15 protein-coding genes and 1 pseudogene are annotated in these 20181 nt (G+C 67.5%); 5 read left to right on the plus strand and 11 right to left on the minus strand.

The features are described from left to right. Positions 1-3: 3 nt before the first annotated feature. From H5U26_RS12195 to H5U26_RS12205, 3 genes are all read right to left on the minus strand, one after another. Positions 4-1440, minus strand: a complete 1437-nt coding sequence (locus H5U26_RS12195) for a glucan biosynthesis protein (RefSeq protein ID WP_290620064.1) — start codon at positions 1438-1440, stop codon at positions 4-6. Between the two features lie 73 nt (positions 1441-1513). Then, on the minus strand, positions 1514-2998 hold the full coding sequence (locus H5U26_RS12200; RefSeq protein WP_290620066.1) for a glucan biosynthesis protein: 1485 nt from the start codon (positions 2996-2998) through the stop codon (positions 1514-1516). Beyond that, positions 2992-4569, minus strand: a complete 1578-nt coding sequence (locus H5U26_RS12205; protein WP_290620068.1) for a glucan biosynthesis protein — start codon at positions 4567-4569, stop codon at positions 2992-2994. Before H5U26_RS12205 ends, H5U26_RS12200 begins: the two co-directional genes overlap by 7 nt. Before the next feature lie 244 nt (positions 4570-4813). Between H5U26_RS12205 and H5U26_RS12210 the strand changes: the two genes are divergently transcribed. Further along, on the plus strand, positions 4814-5980 hold the full coding sequence (locus H5U26_RS12210; RefSeq protein WP_290620070.1) for a PLP-dependent aspartate aminotransferase family protein: 1167 nt from the start codon (positions 4814-4816) through the stop codon (positions 5978-5980). A gap of 92 nt (positions 5981-6072) precedes the next feature. Here H5U26_RS12210 and H5U26_RS12215 read toward each other — a convergent pair whose 3' ends face one another. Genes H5U26_RS12215 through H5U26_RS12230 form a run of 4 tightly spaced genes read right to left on the minus strand, consistent with a single transcriptional unit; the run spans position 6073 to position 11169 of the window. Continuing rightward, positions 6073-7836, minus strand: a complete 1764-nt coding sequence (locus tag H5U26_RS12215; protein WP_290620072.1) for a thiamine pyrophosphate-requiring protein — start codon at positions 7834-7836, stop codon at positions 6073-6075. 31 nt (positions 7837-7867) lie between these two features. Continuing rightward, positions 7868-8371 (minus strand): aromatic-ring-hydroxylating dioxygenase subunit beta, encoded by a 504-nt coding sequence (locus tag H5U26_RS12220; protein ID WP_290620074.1) that lies wholly within the window; start codon positions 8369-8371, stop codon positions 7868-7870. Positions 8372-8413: 42 nt separating this feature from the next. Continuing rightward, the gene (locus H5U26_RS12225; protein ID WP_290620076.1) at positions 8414-9769 is read right to left on the minus strand and encodes an aromatic ring-hydroxylating dioxygenase subunit alpha; all 1356 of its coding nucleotides are present in this window, start codon (positions 9767-9769) and stop codon (positions 8414-8416) included. A gap of 44 nt (positions 9770-9813) precedes the next feature. Next, the gene (locus H5U26_RS12230; protein WP_290620078.1) at positions 9814-11169 is read right to left on the minus strand and encodes an aromatic ring-hydroxylating dioxygenase subunit alpha; all 1356 of its coding nucleotides are present in this window, start codon (positions 11167-11169) and stop codon (positions 9814-9816) included. 274 nt (positions 11170-11443) lie between these two features. Here H5U26_RS12230 and egtB point away from each other — a divergent pair, with 274 nt between their 5' ends. Further along, positions 11444-12742 (plus strand): ergothioneine biosynthesis protein EgtB, encoded by a 1299-nt coding sequence (egtB, locus tag H5U26_RS12235; RefSeq protein ID WP_290620080.1) that lies wholly within the window; start codon positions 11444-11446, stop codon positions 12740-12742. Beyond that, on the plus strand, positions 12739-13704 hold the full coding sequence (egtD, locus tag H5U26_RS12240) for an L-histidine N(alpha)-methyltransferase (protein WP_290620082.1): 966 nt from the start codon (positions 12739-12741) through the stop codon (positions 13702-13704). The genes egtB and egtD overlap by 4 nt, the downstream gene beginning before the upstream one ends. Positions 13705-13734: 30 nt before the next feature. Here the strand turns inward: egtD and lexA are convergent, their stop codons facing one another. Further along, positions 13735-14328 (minus strand): transcriptional repressor LexA, encoded by a 594-nt coding sequence (gene lexA / locus H5U26_RS12245; RefSeq protein ID WP_290620084.1) that lies wholly within the window; start codon positions 14326-14328, stop codon positions 13735-13737. A gap of 208 nt (positions 14329-14536) precedes the next feature. Between lexA and H5U26_RS12250 the strand changes: the two genes are divergently transcribed. Beyond that, entirely contained in the window at positions 14537-15142 is a 606-nt protein-coding gene (locus H5U26_RS12250) for a hypothetical protein (protein ID WP_290620086.1), read from the plus strand. Positions 15143-15277: 135 nt separating this feature from the next. Here H5U26_RS12250 and H5U26_RS12255 read toward each other — a convergent pair whose 3' ends face one another. Then, entirely contained in the window at positions 15278-17047 is a 1770-nt protein-coding gene (locus tag H5U26_RS12255) for a lysophospholipid acyltransferase family protein (protein ID WP_290620088.1), read from the minus strand. 175 nt (positions 17048-17222) lie between these two features. Here H5U26_RS12255 and H5U26_RS12260 point away from each other — a divergent pair, with 175 nt between their 5' ends. After that, positions 17223-17915, plus strand: coding sequence for a queuosine precursor transporter (locus H5U26_RS12260; protein WP_290620090.1), 693 nt, complete (start codon positions 17223-17225; stop codon positions 17913-17915). On the opposite strand, the pseudogene H5U26_RS12265 reads toward H5U26_RS12260, so the two are convergent. After that, a pseudogene (locus H5U26_RS12265) lies at positions 17899-18123 on the minus strand (hypothetical protein); the annotation flags it as partial. The gene H5U26_RS12260 and the pseudogene H5U26_RS12265 sit on opposite strands and share 17 nt — an antisense overlap. A gap of 31 nt (positions 18124-18154) precedes the next feature. Beyond that, a complete protein-coding gene (locus H5U26_RS12270; RefSeq protein WP_290620092.1) occupies positions 18155-19990 on the minus strand; it encodes a nucleoside-diphosphate sugar epimerase/dehydratase in 1836 nt (611 codons plus the stop codon). Positions 19991-20181: the final 191 nt, after the last annotated feature.

The raw sequence follows: 20181 nt of genomic DNA on the forward strand, positions 1-20181 counted from the left end.
GAATCATTCCTCACCGAGGTGATGCAGCCAGGTTTCGCTGCGCGTGCCGGTGTCCGTGAGCAGGCCGGCACGGATGTTCAGCGGCGCCCCATCGTCGTGCTCCACCGGCAGCGTCAACCGCCAGCCATCGCCCAGCGCCTGCAGGCCGGGCTCGCCACCCTTGCCGCCTTGAACGCTGATGTGCGGCTTCGGCGGCACGCTGCCGGCGCCAAGCGATGCAAAATCAATCTGGTAGGTGCTGACGCCGTTCTGGCGAGCGACGCGCGTGGCGAGCACCCGGCCGGCTTGTTCACCCGGCTCCCGATCACCCCACCGCAGGCGGTAGCGCAGCGACAGGTGATCGCCGCCCCGCACCTTGGCCTGCGGCACGAAATAGGCCAGCACGTTCTGGTTCAAGCCGTCGCGCACCGGCAGTTCCAGCAGCTCCAGCCGGCCGGCGCCGAAACCCTTTTGGGGTTCGAGCACCACGCTCGGCTGGGCTTCGAAGGCCGCGTCCAGATCCTGGTAATGCCCGAAATCCCGGTCCCGTTGCAGCAGGCCATAGACCGTAGCCGGCGGCACCGGCAGTGACTGCTGCGCCAGCCGCGGCGGATTGGCCAGCGGACGCCACAGACGCTCCTTGCCGGCATGCACCAGCAATCCGTCTGAGCTGTGCACCTCCGGCCGGTAATCGTCCACCGGCGGGCCGTTTTCGCCGTACCAGAACATGCTCGACAGCGGCCCCAGGCCCAGCCGGCCGACCGCATCGCGGAAAAACAGCTCGCTGTCGACCCGCGTGACAAGCTGTGTGCCGGCCGTCAGCTCGATCCGGTAGGCACCGCTGACACGCGGCGAGTCGAGCAAGGCATAGACGGTCAACCGTTTGGCGCCCGCCGCGGGCCGCGCCAGCCAGAAATCGGTAAAGACCGGGAACTCCTCGCCACTGGGCAGGCCGGTGTCGATGGCCAGCGCCCGCGACCGCACGCCGCCGGGCAGCAGCGGCGCCCCGCCGCGCATGAAGCTACCGCCCAGGAATTCCAGCACCGGCTGCCAGCTGTCCTTGTTGCGCGCGTAGACGGTGAAACCGGCGTAACCCAGATCGCCCGGCACCCGCTGGCGATCCACCCCCGGCCCGTAGAAGAACTGCCCCGGCGCAAAAGCCAGGAGCTTGGCTTGCCCGGATTCGATCTGGCTGATCGCGACCGGCTGGCGATAGATGCTGCCCGGATGATGGAAGCGGACCGAGAACGGCAAGTCCTGGCCCGCCCACAGGGCCACGTTCGGGTCGAAGCGAATGTCCTGCCAGGCGCGATAATCAAGCTGCAGCAGCCAGTCGGGCAGCGGCGCCGGCATGGGCTGGTAGGGCGCCGCGGCACGGTCGCGCGCTTTCTGCACCACCTGCGACCAGTCGAACTCGGCGCCCTGCGCCGCCGCCAGCAGCAGCCAGCAGCCCAGCCCCACCAGCCATCGCCGACCGGTCCCCGGCGCAGCAGAAGCCCCAGGCGGCTGGGGCCGTCGCGATGGCCGCAGGTAATCAGCGAGGCGGATCGACATAGTCCCAGGTTTCGGTCAGAGGCTGGTCGGCGTGCTGCAAATAGGCGCGCAGTTGCAGCGGGGCGTCGGTGTCACGGTTGAACTCGAACAGCAGACGCCAGCCACCCGTATGCGGGTTCGCCACCACTTGCTGGCGCTGCAGGCTGCCGCCGCGGCCGATGTCGATGACCGCCACCGGCGCCGCGCCGGGCGGCAGCCCCTGCAGGGCCGGGCCGACGAAATCCACCGCATAGCGGCGGCTGCCATTGCTCCCTGCGGCACCGCTGCGGGTGGCGATCACCCAGCCGCCGGCACGCGGCAGCGACGCGTCCGTCGACCAGTGGACGGCGTAGCCGAGCTCCATCCCCGCGCCGGGTGCCGGCTGCTGGTCTGGCACGAATCCGACCTGCACGTTGCGCACAGCGGCGCTGCCCGCCGGAGCTTCGAGCAGGCGCAGCTGGCCAGCGCCCCAGTCACCGCCCGGCACCAGCCACAGGTCCGGCTGGCGGGGATGCGGCGCGTCCGGCTCGTAGTGGCTGGCGTCGCGATCACGCTGCAACAGCCCGAACCCACGTGGCGTGTTGACCAGAAAACTATAGGCGCTCGGCTGGGGTGGATTGTCGAGCGGCCGCCACAACCAGCCGCCAGCGGCGGTGTGGATGGCCAGGCCGTCCACGCTGTGCACCTCGGCCTGCAGCGGCAACACACGCCCCGGTCGATGCTCCCCCTGCACGAAACTGCCCGCCAGCGGCGCCAGCAGCAGTTTGCCGGCGCCCTCGCGCGGATACAGCGCCACCTGCACGTCGGCGCGACTGGCAACGCCCGGCACCAGGTCGATCTGGAACGCAGCCGCCAACGCCGGCGAATCGGCCAGCGCATACAGCCGCAGCTGACGGGCGCCGGCCGCCGGGCGCACCAGCCAGAACTCGCGAAACGGCACCGGCTGCGCCCGACCGTCGTTATCGATCACCCCGACCGCGAGTGCGGCCGCACCGAACAGCGAACCGGCGCCGACCAGCTGCCAGGCATCGCCCTCGAAGCGCGCCAGATCCTCGCGTTTGCCATCCCCGGGGAGCGGATACAGCAGGCGAAAGCCGCAAAAACCCGTCGCGGCAGGCCCCGCCTCCGGCAGGCCGGCGGCCGACCAGTCGAACAGTTCCGGCCGGTAATCGAAGCGCTCGATACCGCTGGCCTGGATGGAACTGAACAGCGTCGGCGCGCAGCCGGCGCGCGGCGCCAGCGGCAGCGGCACGAAGCGCGACGCCATCGACCACGGCGCGTAGCGGACCTTGAGCGGCGCCGCATCCCGGCGCGCGGGATCGATCTGCGCCAGGACAGCGTCGGCCTCCGGCGGTGGGCTGTACGCAGCCGCCGCCTGCTGCCGGGCGCGCGCTTTCAGGGCGTCGAAATCAAAGTCCTTGCCAGTCGCGCTGGCGGCGCCGGCGCACACGACCAGCAGCAAGCCCAGGCTGCGCCAGTTCAGCATGCGGCTGCCGCGATGTACTGGTAGAGCCAGGTTTCGGTCAGAGTCTTGTCGCCCAGGCGCACGTAGCAGCGCAGCTCCACCGGCTCGGCGCCTTCCACGTACAGGTCAAACGAGGCCCGCCAGCGATCGGTACCGACCACCTTGAGCACGTGCGCGTTGTCCACTCGTCCGCGCGAGGCGGTCACCATCGGCGTCAGGTCGAAGCGCTGCTCGAGTGCCGCCAGCGGCCCGCCGGAGAAATCGATGACGAACTTCATCCCCGGAGCCTGCTGTGCGGCCTGCTGGGCGGTGATGCCGGGAATGCCGTGGCGACCGCGCCAGGTGTGGCGCACACGCCCGACCTCGGGGATGAACGGCTCGTCATCACCCCAGTACAGGCGGTAGTCGAAGGTCCAGGCGCCGCCACTGCGCACCGGCTCCTTGGGCGTCCAGTAGGCGACCAGGTTGTCGTGGATCTCGTCGTCGGTCGGGATTTCGACCAGCTGCACCGCGCCCTCGCCCCAGTCACCCAGTGGCTGCACCCACACCGAGGGACGACGGTCGTAGAAGGCGCCGTCGTCCTGGTAGTTCTCGAAATTGCGATCCCGCTGCGACAGGCCGAAACCGCGCGGGTTGAAGTCCACGAACGACGAGGTCATCACCACTGGCGGGTTCTCGATCACCCGCCACAGCCGCTCGCCGGCCCCGGTCCACAGCGCCAGGCCGTCGGAGTCGTGGATTTCCGGCCGCCAGTCGGCGCTGCGTCGACGGTTGTTCTCGCCGTACCAGAACATGCTGGTCAGCGGCGCCACGCCCAGACGGCCGATGTCCTGGCGCGCGAACAGCTCCGCATGCACCTCGGTCAGCACCGGCTTGGCGCGCGTGCACACGAAGCGATACACGCCGGTCAGGCTGGGCCCATCGAGCAGGGCGTACAGCGTGATGCGGTCCCCGACCGGGCGTTCCAGATAGAAGGCGGTGAAATCCGGAAACTCCTCCGGCTGCGGCATGGCGGTGTCGATGGCGATGCCGCGCGCCGACAGGCCGTACTGGCCCTGCACGCCGCAGGTGCGGAAATAGGACGCGCCCTGAAACGCCAGCCAGTCGGTCTTGGCCGGCGCCGGGTCCATCACCCGGAAACCGGCAAAGCCGCCGTGGCCGGCCATTTTCTTCGCCAGTCCCGGCGTGCCGTAGTCGAACAGGTCGGTCGAGAACGGCACCTCGCGCGCCTCGTCACCCTCCACCAGATGGATGCGCACCGGCTTCTGGGCAAAGCGGTGCGGGTGGAACAGCTGCACGCCGAAGGGCGACGGCGGCTCGTTCCACAGCGTCTGCTCGGGCTTGAAACGGATTTTCTGGATGGTGTCGAAGTCGATCGTGTACAGCAGCTGGGTATCCGGAATCGTCGGCGCGACATACGGCCGGGCGGCCAGTTGGCGGGCCTGTTCGCGCAGTGTGTCCATGCTGAACTTGCGCTTTGGCCCCAGGCTTGCGCGGGCCAGCGCATGGGCCGGGTACAGGCCGGCCAGCGCCAGCAGGCCGCCGGCACTCATGAATTTCAGCAGGTCGCGACGCGTGCTGCGCAGCGGCATACGGTTGCTACTCCAAAGGGTGGCGGGCTGGTGCTGACCGCGGTGCGGATACTTAACCGACCGTTCGGCGCGCGAGGGATGCCGTCAAGGCGGGCGGAATTCTACTTGGGAGACGGCGCGGCCACATGGCGGCAGTAAAATAATGGCTGTGCCACGGGCCTGCCAACAGCCGCATGTCGGCAGCGGCCGATCCGCGGCGCGGGCTTGCTAGACTGTCGCGCCCTCAAACGCCTGCCAGACCGTCATGAAGCGCCACATTCCGCTCGAAACCCTCCAGTTCGCCACCCGCTGCGTACACGGCGGCGTCTACAAGGACCCGCTGTACAACTCGGTAGTGACGCCCATCTACCCGTCCTCCACGTTCTATTTCGAGGGACCGCGGCAGACCTCCGGCTACGACTACACGCGCACCAAAAATCCCACCCGCGACGCGCTGGAAGAAAACCTGGCGAGCCTGGAAGGCGGCGCCGGTGCCACCGCCGTGGCCACCGGCATGGCGGCCATCACGACCACCTTGCACCTGCTGCCGGCCGGCGCGCACGTGATCGCCGGCAACGACATCTACGGCGGCACCTACCGCCTGTTCGCGAATGTGCTGCCGGCGCGCGGCCTGCGCTTCACGCTGGTCGACATGGGCGATCTGGACGCGGTCGCCTCGGCCATCGAGCCGGACACGGCCCTGATCTGGATCGAGACCCCCAGCAACCCGCTGCTGCGCCTGACCGACATCGCCGCCGTGTGCGCCCTGACCCGCGAGCGCGGCATCCTCAGCTGCGCCGACAACACCTTCCTGAGCCCCTACCTGCAGCGGCCGCTGGAACTGGGCGCCGATCTGGTGGTGCATTCGACCACCAAGTACCTGAACGGCCACAGCGATGTGGTCGGTGGCGCCATCGTGTCCGCCACGCCGGAGCTGGCGGCAAGAGTCGCCGCCACCGCCAATGCCCTTGGCACCACCTGCTCGCCGTTCGACGCCTGGCTGGTGCTGCGCGGCGTCAAGACCCTGCCGCTGCGCATGCAGGCGCACGAGAAGAACGCCACGGCGCTGGCGCAGTTCCTGGATGCACACCCGCTGGTCGAGCACGTCTACTACCCGGGCCTGCCCGCTCACCCGCAGCACGCCCTGGCCAAGAGCCAGCAGCGCGGCTTCGGCGCCATGCTCAGCTTCGACCTCAAGGGCGGCGAGGACGCCGTGTTCGGCCTGGTCGAGCGCCTGAAGCTGTACGCCTTCGCCGAGTCGCTGGGCGGCGTCGAGAGCCTCATCGAACACCCGGCCAGCATGAGCCACGCGGCCATGAGCCCCGAGGCGCAGGCGGCCGCCGGCATCGGCCCCGGCCTGGTGCGCGTGTCGGTGGGCATCGAGGACAGCCGGGATCTGGTGGCCGACATGGCGCAGGCGCTGTCCGGCTGACGCGGACCGCGGGCGCTGCATGAGGCAAACGCGCCCACAAAAAAGCGCCGCCATCCTCGCGAAGACGGCGCCCTGTTTCAAACCATTACCGCCTACAGGCGCTTGACGTGCGCCACCAGCAGCGCCGAGCGGCCTTCTTCGCGCACCGCCTTGACGCAGCGGGCAATGGCAGCCGGCAGGTCGTCCGGATTGATCACGTCCTCGCCGTGGCCGCCGGCAGCTTCGCAGACCTTCTGGAACTGGTAGGCCGGGTTCAGGCGCGCCTGGAACTCGTCCGTGTCGCGCGACACGCCGTCCGGGTGGACCTTGATGGTGCACTCCTTGACCGCCGACCAGCCGCCGTTCTCGAACACCACGGTGAAGATCGGCAGATTGTGCTCGCGCGCCACCTCGTAGGTGGAGCTCGGGTTGCCGAAGTAGAAGCTGCCGTCACCGGACAGGTGCAGCACCATCGCATCTGGCTTGGCCAGCTTGACGCCCAGCGCCGCGCCGGGGCTGTAGCCCAGGCCACCACCGCCCAGACCCAGCACGGTGCCAGGCTTGGTGCGCAGCACCTGCATGCCGACCGAGGGCTCGTTCATCACCGCCTCGCTGACCAGGATGTCGTCCTCGCGCAGCACCTTGTTCAGCTCCGCGCACAGGTAGGCGGGATTGATCAGGCCCGGCGTGCCCTTGTCCTTGGCCAGGTTCTGGATGTAGGCCACCGCTTCCTGGCGCTGCTTGGCGAAACCTTCCAGGCGCGCCTTGGCACGCGCGCGGTGGGCATCGGTGAGCTTGCCTCTGACGATCTCGATCAGGCGCGTCAGGGCCAGGTAGCTGTCCGCCTGAACCTTCAGGTGGCCGGGGAAGCCCCACATCGGAATGTCGTTCTTGATCGGGTCGATGTCGATGTGCGCCCAGAAGGTATTCGGATTCGGGCTGGCCTCCTTGGGCATCCACGGCAGGTCGGTGTCGACCATCAGACCGAAATCGACCTTCGGCAGGTGCGGCTCGGACAGGTTGCCCAGGAACACCGGCGAGGCTTTGGAGATGTTCAGCACCTGCGGGTAGGACTCGATCACGCCCATGCCGACCAGCTGCCCCAGTTCGTCCAGCAGCGCGGGAGTCTTGATGTTGCGCCCGGCGAAGCTGGTGATCAGCAGCGGATACTCGGCCGCCAGCAGGCGGTCGGCGATCTGCGTGAGCGGTGCGTCGTCGACGCCGGTGAAGCGCAGCGGGCCGTAGGCATCAACCGGGAAGGAGGCCACCTGCTGCGGCTCCCAGGTCTGGGCCAGGATTTCGCGCGGCAGGGTCATGTAGACCGGGCCCGGCGGGTCGCTCTCGGCCATGCTGAAGGCACGGCGCATGGCTTCCTTGACGATGATGCCGGTCGGCAGCTGGTATTCCCACTTCACGTAATTGCGCACGATCCCCTTCATGTCGTAGGGATCCTGGATGAAGTGCACGTAGGTGTCGCGGGTGCCCAGCAGCTCGCCGCGGATGGTCACCGGCGCGGTACCGGCCATCAGCACCAGCGGCACGCGGGAACGGAACGCGTTGTGCAGGCCCATGGCGGCGTTGGCGGTGCCGGCATCCACATGCACCAGCACGGCCTGCGCCCGGCCGGTGGCACGGTAATAGCCGATCGCCATGTGCACGGCGGTGTTCTCGTGCGGGCACAGGATGACTTTGGGGTATTTGCGGCCTTCCTGGCGCCACTGCGCCATGGTTTCGATGATCGGCGCGTGGTCGGTACCCATGTTGCAGAACAGGTAATCGACGCCGATCTCGTTCATCGCCTCCAGCCAGTAGGAGGCGGTCATGTTCTGCGGCGACTGGTCGCGCTGCGGGGCGACGGATTTGGCGGTCACGGACATTGCAATGGCTCCTGATGAATCGGGTCGGCGGTCAGATGTTGTAGATATCGAGCATGGTCGGCACGTAATCGTTCTTCAGGACGATGTACTTGCGGGCAATCTTCCAGCCGTCCGCGCTCATGCGCAGGCTGTGCCGGTAATCGCCAAAAAACACTTCGCTGGCGTTCAGCTTGTGGAAAAAGCAGTGCGCGGTCCAGGTGGACAGCACGGTCATGCTGTCGGCGGTCACGTCCTCGACCAGGATGTTGTGCACCGCGTGGGTGGTGCGCGGCAGCGGCGTGCTGGCGATGGACTGGCCGGAGCGGATGCGCCAGATGCGGTCCTCCAGGCCAGCGCGGGTGCCGTAGTAGATCAGCGAGATCTCGCGCTTCGGGTTGGCGGTCAGCGCGTGCTCGCCCTTCCAGGCCGGCAACCAGTACTCGCAGTCCTCGGTGAACAGGCCCAGCCACTCGTCCCAGCGCTGGGCGTCGACATACATGGCTTCTCGATACAGCACCTGGCTGGCTTCGGCCAGTGCCCTGACTAAATCGGTCACGCTGATCCCCTCGCAAATGAAGTTATTGATGGCACCGTGGCCTCACAGCAGGCCGTCGGCTTCCAGCCCATCCTTGATGAACTGCTTCCAGGCCCGGTAGCCGCCGAAATAGACGGTCTCGTCCCAGGCGCCCATGGCACCCATGAAACCGCTGTCCGGCTGGATGCCGATTTCCTGCGACAGTTCATCAGGGCCGGTGTGGTAGCCGGTCATGCCGCGCGCGGTGCCCTGCAGCCAGTCGAGCGCTTTGGCCCTGAAACCGAACTGGCAGTCCTCGTAGGCGATCGTATCGTCCGGCGTCGCCAGGCCCGAGGTGTTGAAGAAGTCCTCGTACTGGCGGATGCGGATCTCGCGCGCCGCGTCGCTCTCGCCCTTGGCGCCGATGCAGTAGATGGTCATCTCGGTCTTGTCCACCGACAGCGGCCGGATCACGCGCATCTGCAGCGAGGCGTTCTCGGCGAACTGCACGTTCGGGTAGATGGTCAGGTTGCGCGTGGCCAGCATCCACTTGGTCTTGGTCTCGCCGCAGCGGGCGACCGCCTCGTCCCTGTGCACGAACATGCCGCGCTCGTTCTCGAGCGGATTGGTGGCGTAGATGACGGCATGGCCGCGGGGGAAACAGGCGGTGCCGCCCTTGACCACGTCCATGACGTTGAAGTCGATGGACTTGACCTGCTTGTTGCGACTCTCGCCGGCCTTGCGGCGGCTGACGATGTTCATGAAGCTCGGGTGGCAGGAGGTCAGGTGGTAGGCGTCGATGCAGTTCTCGACCTGCATCTTCCAGTTGGCGTTGTAGGTGTAGCTGGACACGCCCGGGATGGCCTCGATGCCTTCCGGCCCCTGGTCCCACACCAGATCCAGCATTTTCTTCGCATCACCCAGGTGCTCGTCCAGGCTCGGCACATCGTCCGACAGGCTGGCGAACAGGAAGCCCCGGTACTGGCCGAACTTCACTTTCTTGAGGTTGTGGTCCAGCTTGTTGAACGGCTCGGCGTAGCAGCCGGCGTCCTGGTCCTTGATGTAGATGCACGCGCCGGCCGTGTCGAAGGCCCAGCCGTGGTACGAACACACCCACTGCTTGGCGTTGCCGTCGCGGTGGTGGGCGATGCGTGCACCCTTGTGCGAGCAGGAATTGATGAAGGCGCCCAGCTTGCCCTGCTTGTCGCGCGCCACGATGATCGGCTGGCGGCCGATCCAGGTGGTGAAGTAGTCGTTCGGGTTCGGTGCCTGGCTGTCCAGACCCACGAACACCCAGTTGCGCTCGAAGATGTATTTCATCTCCAGCTCGAACACAGCCGGGTCGCGGTACAGGTCGCGGTGCACCCAGAACTCGCCCTGCTCGACGTTGTCGACGATCAGGCGGTCGATGTCACTGAATTTGAGTTCGTTTGCTTTCATGAGTGTCTTGCTCCGGTCAGACGTTGTTCCGGCTGGCGGGTGGATCAGGCCGCGCCGTCGGCCGCCAACCCGTCCTTGATGAATTTCTTCCAGGCCCGGTAGCCGCCGAACATGACGGTCTCGTCCTGCATGGCGAAGGGGCCGGTCGAGCTGGTGGCGGGCGTGAAACCGATTTCGGCAGCCCGGTCGTCGGCGCCGGACACGACGTTGGTCATGCCACGGCAGTAGCCCTGCATCTGCGTCAGCACGCCGGCCTTGAAACCAACCTGACAGTCCTCGTAGGCAATCGTGTCGTCCGGCGTAGCCATGCCCGAGGTGTTGAAGAAGTCCTCATACTGGCGGATGCGGATCTCGCGGGCCGCGTCGCTCTCGCCCTTGGCGCCGATGCAGTAGATGGTCATCTCGGTCTTGTCCACCGACAGCGGCCGGATCACCCGCATCTGCAGCGAGGCGTTCTCGGCGAACTGCACGTTCGGGTAGATGGTCAGGTTGCGCCCGGCATACATCCAGCGCGCCTTCTGTTCGCCGACGCGAGCCACGAGCTCGTCGTGATGCTGGTACAGGCCACGTTCCTGGGGCACCGGGTTGTCGAAAAAACCTACCGCGTGACCGCGCGGGAAGGTGTAGCCGCCGCCCTTGACCTGCGACATGAGGTTGAAGTCGATCGACTTGACCTGCTTGTTGTCGCTTTCGCCGGCCTTGCGGCGGCTGACGATGTTCATGAAGCTCGGGTGGCAGGAGGTCAGGTGGTAGGCGTCGATGCAGTTCTCGATCTGCATCTTCCAGTTGGCGTTGTAGGTATAGCTGGACACGCCCGGAATGGCCTCGATGCCGTCCGGTCCCTGGTCCCACACCAGATCCAGCAGCTTCCTGGCTTCACCCAGGTGCTCGTCCAGGCTCGGCACATCGTCCGACAGGCTGGCGAACAGGAAGCCCCGGTACTGGCCGAACTTCACTTTCTTGAGGTTGTGGTCCAGCTTGTTGAACGGCTCGGCGTAGCAGCCGGCGTCCTGGTCCTTGATGTAGATGCACGCGCCGGCCGTGTCGAAGGCCCAGCCGTGGTACGAACACACCCACTGCTTGGCGTTGCCGTCGCGGTGGTGGGCGATGCGTGCACCCTTGTGCGAGCAGGAATTGATGAAGGCGCCCAGCTTGCCCTGCTTGTCGCGCGCCACGATGATCGGCTGGCGGCCGATCCAGGTGGTGAAGTAGTCGTTCGGGTTCGGCGCCTGGCTGTCCAGACCCACGAACACCCAGTTGCGCTCGAAGATGTATTTCATCTCCAGCTCGAACACAGCCGGGTCGCGGAACACATCGCGGTGGACGCGAAATTCGCCCTGATCGGCCAGGTCAACGACCAATCGGTCAATGTCGGGCGCGGCCAAGTCGTTGGGTTTCATCGCTTTCCATCCCCTGCTTTGAATGCTGTCGGTGCGGCGACGCCAGTGTGCCCGTCGCCGAGCATCCGTTTGCTTCGGAACATCGACGGGTGCTGCGCCGGCATCCGTGCCGGGGCTGAACGTGACAAGTCTAACCGCCACCGACCCCATCCGGCGCAACCGGACGTCGTCGCGGTTATCGCGCATTTGCGCTGTGAGCGGGTTTCCGGATACTAGCACCAACGCCAAGTGCCACCAACGGCCATCTAAACGGCTGCACGAGGGGAAATCCCGCATGGCGAGCATCGCCCACGCCAGCGCCTTTGCAGCGCACCCGGAACCCGCCGAACTGGCCGATCGCCTGCTGGCCGTGCGCCGGTTGACGCCGTCCCTGTGCGCGCCGCTCGCCGTCGAGGACATGGTGATCCAATCCATGCCGGACGTGAGCCCGCCCAAATGGCACCTGGCGCACACGAGCTGGTTTTTCGAGACCTTCCTGCTGGCGCCCAACCTGCCGGCGTATCGGCCGTTTCATCCCCGTTTCGGCTATCTGTTCAATTCCTACTACAACCAGGTCGGGCCGTTTCATGCCCGCGCCCGGCGCGGCCTGCTGGCCCGGCCCACTACCGACGAAGTGCTCGCCTACCGGGCGCACGTGGACCGCCACCTGACAGCCCTGCTGGACACACTGGACCCAGCCGGCTGGGCGCGCCTGGCGCCGCTGCTGGAGCTGGGCCTCAACCACGAGCAGCAGCACCAGGAGCTGCTGCTGATGGACGTGAAGCACAACTTCCACGCCAATCCGCTGCGCCCGGCCTATCGCGAGGATCTGCTGCAGATCGCTGCGGAGGACGCCGCGGGCGCAGTCAACTTCCTGTCATGCGACGGCGGCATGGTCGAGGTCGGACACGACGGACCGGGCTTCGCCTTCGACAACGAAACACCGCGCCACCGCGTTTTCCTGCAGCCGTATCGTCTGGCCGATCGCATGGTGACCTGTGGCGAATACCTCGATTTCGTCACCGCGGGCGGTTATCAAACGCCCGAACTGTGGCTGTCGGACGGCTGGGCTACGGTGCAGGCGCGCGGCTGGACCGCGCCGCTGTACTGGGAGCAGGGCGAAGACGGCTGGCAGGTATTCACCCTGGGCGGCCTGAGTGCCCTCGATCCGGCCACGCCGGTGAGCCACCTGAGTTTCTACGAGGCGGATGCCTATGCCCGCTTCGCCGGCCGGCGCCTGCCGACCGAGTTCGAATGGGAAGCGGCCGCCCGAACGATCGCCGCTCCGGCCGGCGGCAATTTTCTGGACCAGGACCGGCTCGAGCCCCGGCCGGCCGCGGCCCGCGCCGGCTTCAAGCAGATGTTCGGCGACGTCTGGGAGTGGACCGCCAGCGCCTACCTGCCCTACCCGCGCTACCGGCCGGCCGCGGGCGCGGTCGGCGAGTACAACGGTAAATTCATGTCCGGCCAGATGGTGCTGCGCGGCGGTTGCTGCCTGACGCCGGCCGATCACCTGCGCGCCACCTACCGCAATTTCTTCCCCCCCGACGCGCGCTGGGCCTGCGCCGGCCTGCGCCTGGCAGACGACCTATGAACACACTCGCCAAACTGCGCCTGCACGACCTGGCGCCGGAACAGGAGGACTTTCGCACCGCCGTGCTGGAAGGCCTGGCCAAGCCGCACAAGAGCCTGCCGTGCAAGTTCTTTTATGACGATGTGGGCTCCGCCCTGTTCGATCGGATTTGCGAACTGCCGGAGTACTACCCGACGCGCACCGAGATCGGCATCCTCACCGAAGCGGCGTCCGAGATCGCCGCCCTGGCCGGGCGTGGCGGGGTGCTGGTGGAATACGGCAGTGGCAGCAGTCTTAAAACCCGCTTGCTGCTTGATGCCCTGGCGCCGGATGTCTACATGCCGATCGACATCTCGCGTCAGCACATGCTGGGCGCCTGCCACGCGCTGGCGCGGGACTATCCGGCCCTGCACCTGATGGCCGTGTGCGCCGACTACACGCGGCCGTTCACGCTGCCGCGCGTGGCGCGCGGCGGGCAGCGCCGGCTGGCGTTCTTCCCCGGCTCCAGCATCGGCAACTTCGCGCCGCTGGAGGCGCTGCGGTTCCTCAAGAACGTCGCCCAGCAACTGGACCCTGGCGATGGCCTGCTGATCGGCGTGGACCTGAAGAAAGACCCGGCCATCCTGAACGCCGCCTACAACGACGCCGCCGGCGTCACCGCCGCCTTCAACCTGAACCTGCTGGCTCGCTGCAACCGCGAACTGGGTGCCGATTTCGACCTGGACGCCTTTGCCCACCGCGCCTTCTACAACGCGGCTGCCGGGCGCATCGAAATGCACCTGGACAGCCTGCGTGCGCAGACCGTACGGGTGGCCGGACAGCGGTTCGCCTTCAGCGCCGGCGAGTCCATCCATACCGAGAACTCGTACAAGTACCGACCCGACGAGTTCCGGCACCTGGCCACGCAGGCCGGTTTCGCGCCCGTGCAGACCTGGACCGACGCCGCCGACCTGTTCGGCGTGCTCTATTTGCGGCGCCTGTGAAACGCGCCGCTCAAACGGCCGCCAGCATCGTCAGGAAAGATCGCGCAGCAGGCCCACGCCCAGGCCTTCGATCACGAACTCGTGCTTGCGTGGGTCAATCTCAATCGGCGCGAAATCCGGATTTGCCGCCAGCAACGTGACCTTGCCGCCCTTGCGCTGGAAGCGCTTGACGGTCACCTCGCCATCGATGCGCGCCACCACCAGATCGCCGTTGTTGGCCTTGGGCGTGGCATGCACCGCCAGCAGATCGCCGTCCAAGATGCCGGCGTCGCGCATGCTAAGTCCGCTGACCCGCAGCAGGTAATCGGCCTTCGGACTGAACAGCGTGCCGCTGAGCGCGCGCGCGCCCTGCAGGTTCTCCTCGGCCAGCAACGGACTGCCGGCCGCGACCTGCCCGACCACCGGCAATCCGGTCGACTGCTTCAGGCGAATGCCGCGCGAGGTGCCGGCCATCAGATCGATGGCGCCCTTGCGCGCCAGCGCCCGCAGGTGCTGCTCGGCGGCATTGATGGAACGAAACCCGAACTGGCGGGCGATTTCCACCCGCGTCGGCGGCATGCCGGCCTCCGTCACGGACGCGGTGATGAAGTCCAGAACCTGTTGTTGTCGTACGGTCAGTTTCATGTGAACAACCCCATTCGGCGATGGCGCAGCGCGCATTAGATAACGCTAATGAATGTTTCCACAAATGCTGCGCATGACCCTGTCCAAAGGTTCAATCCCGTCGCCGTCCCGACACCCGCGACAACACGCATCTGGCAGCCGATTACCTGGAACGCCGCGGCCGATGGATGTTCATCGGCCGGCTCGCCGCGGTCAGGCAGTCAGACTGATGACCGCTCTGGCGGAAAATGGCGTGTCCGTAGCCCTTGCCTACCGCACACGGGCACGCGAACAGCAACTTCGACGAACCCCAAAACAGGGCACGTCCATGAGACATCGATACTTGGTCTTGATTGCCGTTGCAGCCGGACTAACGCTCGGGCTGTCCCCACGGGCACGCGCCGAGGCGTCGACGCGCCAGCCACAACCGGACGCCCCGACGGCCAGCTACAGTCCGGGCGTCGGCGACCTGATGACCGGCGGGGTGCAGCCGCACCACATCAAGCTGGGTCTGGCCGGCCAGGCGGGCAACTGGCCGCTCGCCGCCTACGAGCTTGACGAGATCAAGGAATCCCTGGACGACGTGAAAAGCCTGCACCCAGCGTGGCACGACCTGCCGCTGGCAACGTGGATCGACACGTGGATGGCCAAACCGCTCGCGGCCGTGGAAGGCGCCATCGTTAGTCGGGACGCTCAGCGTTTTACGGCCGCCTTGCGGCGGCTCGATGATGGCTGCAACGCCTGCCACCGGGACAGCGGCCGCGGCTTCATCGTCATTCGTGCGCCGCAGGGCTCATCGTTTTCGGACCAGGATTTCCGGCCGGCGCAGCCCTAATCCCGGCGCGTTACGGCTGGCGCCGGCAGCTGGGTCCAGCGGCGAACGGCGTGGTGGCGAGCGCCAGCTTTTTCGGCTGATGACGCACTGATTTATTCAGCATCTCCCTCAAATGGCCGCCGGGTCACCCTGCGCTCAGGCCGCCGCAGGCAGTGTGTGCCGTGCCAGGAAGCGGGCCGCGCCTTCGGCGCCCATGTAACGACGCAGCAGGCGCGGGTCGCTGCGCCGCAGGTCCACCAGCAGCAGCGCATCCAGCACATCGCCGAAGGCGCGGTCGACGTTCCAGGCCAGCACCTGGCCGTTCAGCTTCAGGTAGTGGCGCAGCAGCACCGGCAGGCCCTTGCCGTCGTCCTCGATGGCCGAGACCAGGTTGGCCACCGCGTCCACGTCCTGCAGCAGCCGCGCCACGGCTGCCTCGCCCAGGCCCGGCAGCCGCGGCGGCCGGTAATTGCCGCGCACGGCGCCGGCCAGTTCCGCACTCGCGCAGTAGCGGCCGAGGTAATGGGCCATCAGCCCGCGCGACTGGTCGCTGTAGGTGCGGGCAATGCTGACCGGGCCTAGCAGCTTGGTGTACTGCGGGTTGGCCACCAGGTAGCGGCCGATGCCCTGCCACAGCAGCAGCAGCGGCTGAAAATCGCGCTGGTAGTCGCCGGCCACGAACGAGCGCCCGAGCTCCAGCGCCGATCCCAAGGCCAGCAAGGCGCCGCGCCGGAAGCGGAACAGGCTGGCCACGTACAGGCCGCGCTCGCCGCGCTCGGCCAGCACCCGATCGATCGGCGCCAGGCGATAGGCACCGGCCAGCCGCCCCTGGGCGTGGTCCCACAGCCACAGGTGCAGGTAGTGCCGATCGAAATCATCCAGATCGAGCGCCTTGCCGCTGCCCTCGCCGGCGGCCCGGAAGGTCAGCTCGCGCTGGCGGCCGATTTCCTGCAGCAGGCCCGGAATCTGCGCCGCGCAGGTCAGGTAAACCGCAAAGTTGCCCTGCTCCAGCAGACAGGCGTCGGCCGGCAAGGCGGCGACTTCGGCGCACAGCGACGGCGCCGGCGGCGCGGCGCTCACCGGCGCCGCGCGCAGCGGGCCGGGCTTGGCATCCAGCCGCGGCGCCAGGGCATAGACCTTCAGCCGCAGCCAGGCGGTGCGCTGGGCGTCGTCCGGCAACCATTCCAGATCGCGCGCGGCGATCGGCCGGCCAAGCTCGACACGCAGCGTGCGCCGCTGGCTGCGCAGCAGCTCGCGCGCCAACAGCGCGGTGCGCAAATGCGGCGACACCAGCCCGGCCAGCTGAAAGCCGGCGCTGTTGCGACCGGCGACGAACACCGGCAACACCGCCGCCCCGCTGCGACGCACCAGCCAGGACACGGTCGGCTGCCAGGACGGATCGGTCACGGCCCGCGCGCGCAGGTGCCAATGCGACACCGCCCCGGCCGGAAACACCAGCAGCGCGCCGCCGCCTTTGAGCCAAGCCAGCGCCTGGCGCAGCGGCACGTGATTGCGGCGCGCCGCCGCCGGGCCGGCGAACGGATCGACATGGATCAGCAGCGAATCGAGTTCCGGCACCCGCCCCAGCAGGTGATTGGCGAGGATGCGCAGGTCCGGCCGCCGCTGGCGCAGCGCCTGCGCCAGGGCCATACCCTCCACGCCGCCGAAGGGATGATTCGCCACCACCACCAGCGGCCCGCTGCCGGGCACCTGGGCCAGGCGCTGCGGGTCCAGCTCGCAGCGCACGCCGAGCGTGGCCAAGGCGGTGTCCAGAAAATCGCCGGCCGCCGGCGCGCGCCGGGCGCGCTGGTACATGCCATTCAGGCGCGACAGGCCGGTCAGGCGGTTGGCGGCGGCCAGCAGCGGTTGTGTGAGAAGACCGGCAAAACCCGGCAGACGGGGCAGCAACAGGGCCGGTTCGGGCATGGCGTCGAAGAGTCCCGTGGCGCTTTCCGATCGAAAGCGCCGCGCATGCTGGAACCTGCCCGTGACCGGCCGTTGACGGATCGGTGACGAAACCGCGACACCCGGGCCGTCGGCACGCTGCGTGCTAGCATCCAGGCGGTTTTTGAACCGTCACAATCCCGTCCGAGGACCGCCCATGTCCGCCCCCGCAGCGCGGCGCAATTACCGCTATTTCGACCTGGTGATGGCGGCCTTCGTGACAGTGCTGCTGTGCGCCAATCTGATCGGCGTGAGCAAGGTCACCACAGTCGGCGGGCTCACGTTCAGCGCCGGCAACCTGTTCTTTCCGCTCAGTTATCTGTTCGGCGACGTGCTGACCGAGGTCTACGGCTACGCCCGCTCGCGGCGCGTGGTGTGGGCCGGCTTCGGCGCGCTGGCCTTCGCCGCCGTGATGAGCGCGGTGGTGGTGCACCTGCCGCCTGCCGAGGGCTGGACCGGTCAGGCGGTGATCGAGGCGGCCTTTGGTGCCACATGGCGCATCGCGCTGGCATCGCTGCTTGGCTACTGGTGCGGCGAGATCCTGAATTCCTTCACCCTGGCGCGCATGAAGGTGCTGACCCGCGGGCGGTACCTGTGGACGCGCACCATCGGCTCGACCATGGTCGGCGAGGCCGCCGACACGCTGGTGTTCTACCCGCTGGCCTTCTACGGCGTGTGGGACACGCACATCCTGCTCAACGTGATGGCTGCCAATTACTGCATCAAGGTCAGCTGGGAAATCCTCGCCACGCCGTTGACTTACCGGGTGGTGAACGCCCTCAAGCGCGCCGAGCAGGAGGATTATTTCGACGACAAGACCGACTTCAACCCGTTCACGTTGAAGGTGTGAACCGCGCCCCCGGCGTCGGGCCTGCGGCGCCCAAGGAAAGCGGCGCGGCTTCTACCTGTGCGCAGCGCGCGGGCCGGAGATCGCCCGGCGCAGCCGGGCTCCTACAATTTTTTCGATGGTCAGCCGCTTTGGCCTCTGCCGGCGGCATGTTGCCGATGGGCGCCGGCAACCGTCGGTGATTGAACCGGTCCACCCATTCCAGCGTTGACCAAGGGGCACCGGGGGCGCCGAGCGTCACCTCAATGCCGCGCTGGCTCGTACTCCGGCACCCAGCGCTGCAGCGCCGCCCGCACCTGTTCGTCCGCCACCGGCCCCGGCTGCGCCAGCCACTGCGCCAGCTCGTCCAGAAAACCCGCCGCCACCGGCCGCGAGCGGGCAATGCGCAGCTTGGGGTGCGGCGTCTCGCGCGTCTGCTCGGCGTCCGCCAGCAACTCCTCGTAGAGCTTCTCGCCCGGCCGCAGGCCGGAGAACTCGATGCGGATCTGGTCCTCGGTGTAGCCGGACAGGCGGATCATGTTGCGCGCCAGGTCGACGATCTTCACCGGCTCGCCCATGTCGAGCACGAAGATTTCGCCGCCCTGGCCCATAGCCGCCGCCTGCAGCACCAGCTGCGCCGCCTCGGGGATGGACATGAAGTAGCGGTTGATGTCGGGGTGGGTCACCGTCACCGGCCCGCCACGGGCAATCTGTTCGGCGAACTTCGGGATCACGCTGCCGGTGCTGCCCAGTACATTGCCGAAGCGCACCATCTCGATGCGCGTGCCGCCCTGGCCGGCGCTGTGCAGGGCCTCGCAGACCATCTCGGCCAGGCGCTTGGTGGCGCCCATCACGCTCGTGGGGTTCACCGCCTTGTCGGTGGAGATCAGCACGAAGCGTTCTGCGCCGTGGCGCTGCGCGTGCGCCGCCACCAGCAGCGTGCCGAGCACGTTGTTGCGCACCGCCTGCCAGGCGTTGCCCACCTCCATCAGCGGCACGTGCTTGTAGGCGGCGGCGTGGAACACGAGCTGCGGCTTCCAGGTGGCGAAGATCTCCTCCAGCCGCGCCGCGTCCTTGACGTCGCCGGCCAGCGGCACGATCGGCGTGTCCGGGCAGTGCACGCCAAACCACTGCTCGATGGTGTACAGCGCCAGCTCGCTGGCCTCCACCAGCACCAGCCGCGCCGGCGCGAAGCGGGCCAGCTGCCGACACAGCTCGCTGCCGATCGAGCCGCCGGCGCCGGTGATCAACACGGTCTTGCCGCCGATCATTTCATGCAAATGCTCGGAGTCGATCTGCACCGGCTCGCGGCCGAGCAGATCCTCGATCTCCACCGGCCGCATGGCGCTGATGGCCACCTTGCCGCTCATCAAATCCTCGATGCCGGGCACGGTGAACACGCGCGCACCCGCTGCCACCGCAACGTCGGCCGCGCGCTTTAGCGTGGCCGCCGCGGCCGACGGCATGGCCAGGATCACGTGCTGCGCCTTGACGTCCTGCAGCACCTGCGGCAGCGACTCGACGGGACCGGCAATCGGCACGCCGTACAGCTCCAGGCCCCACTTGGCCGGATCGTCATCGACCAGCGCCACCACCCGCCAATCCGGACTGCGCTCGAGCTCGCGCACCAGCATCGCGCCGCCGGTGCCAGCACCGACCACCACCACCGGCTTGCCTTCCGCCCGCAGACTGCCGAACAGGCGGTGCTCCTTCCACATCCGCCAAGCGGCGCGCCCGCCGCCCATCACCAGCAGCAGCAGCAGCGGATAAAGCACGATCATCGAGCGCGGAATCACCGGCCCCGGCAGGCGATCGACCGCCATCAGCACCACCAGCGCCGCGGCGGAGACACCCACCGCGCGCAGCACGCGCTTCAGGTCCGGCAGGCTGGCAAACACCCACATGCCGCGGTAGAGGCCAGCCCAGCGGCAGGCGATGGCATGCACCACCAGCAGCGCGCCCAGGCCCAGCCACAGCTTCTGGGAGTAATGGCCGGGTAGCTCGAAGTTGAAGCGAATCCACATGCCACCGAGCCACGCGACCACTACCGCAAGCAGGTCGAAGAGAAAGACGAGGACCGAGCGAACTGCGTTATTCATAGATAAGCATACATCCAGCGGCCACCAGGATGGGCGGCCTAACAAGGGGGGCTTGGGCTCAGGAAAGCTTAGACTCAAGTTCCAAGTGCAACACCCTGCTGCAGGTAAGGTATTGCGATGGGAACGACGTACAGCCATTTGAGCAGCGAAGAGCGCGCAGTGATCATGATCGAACGGCGGCGAGGCCGCAG

It is taken from the genome of Immundisolibacter sp. (assembly GCF_014359565.1).
Taxonomy (GTDB): domain Bacteria; phylum Pseudomonadota; class Gammaproteobacteria; order Immundisolibacterales; family Immundisolibacteraceae; genus Immundisolibacter.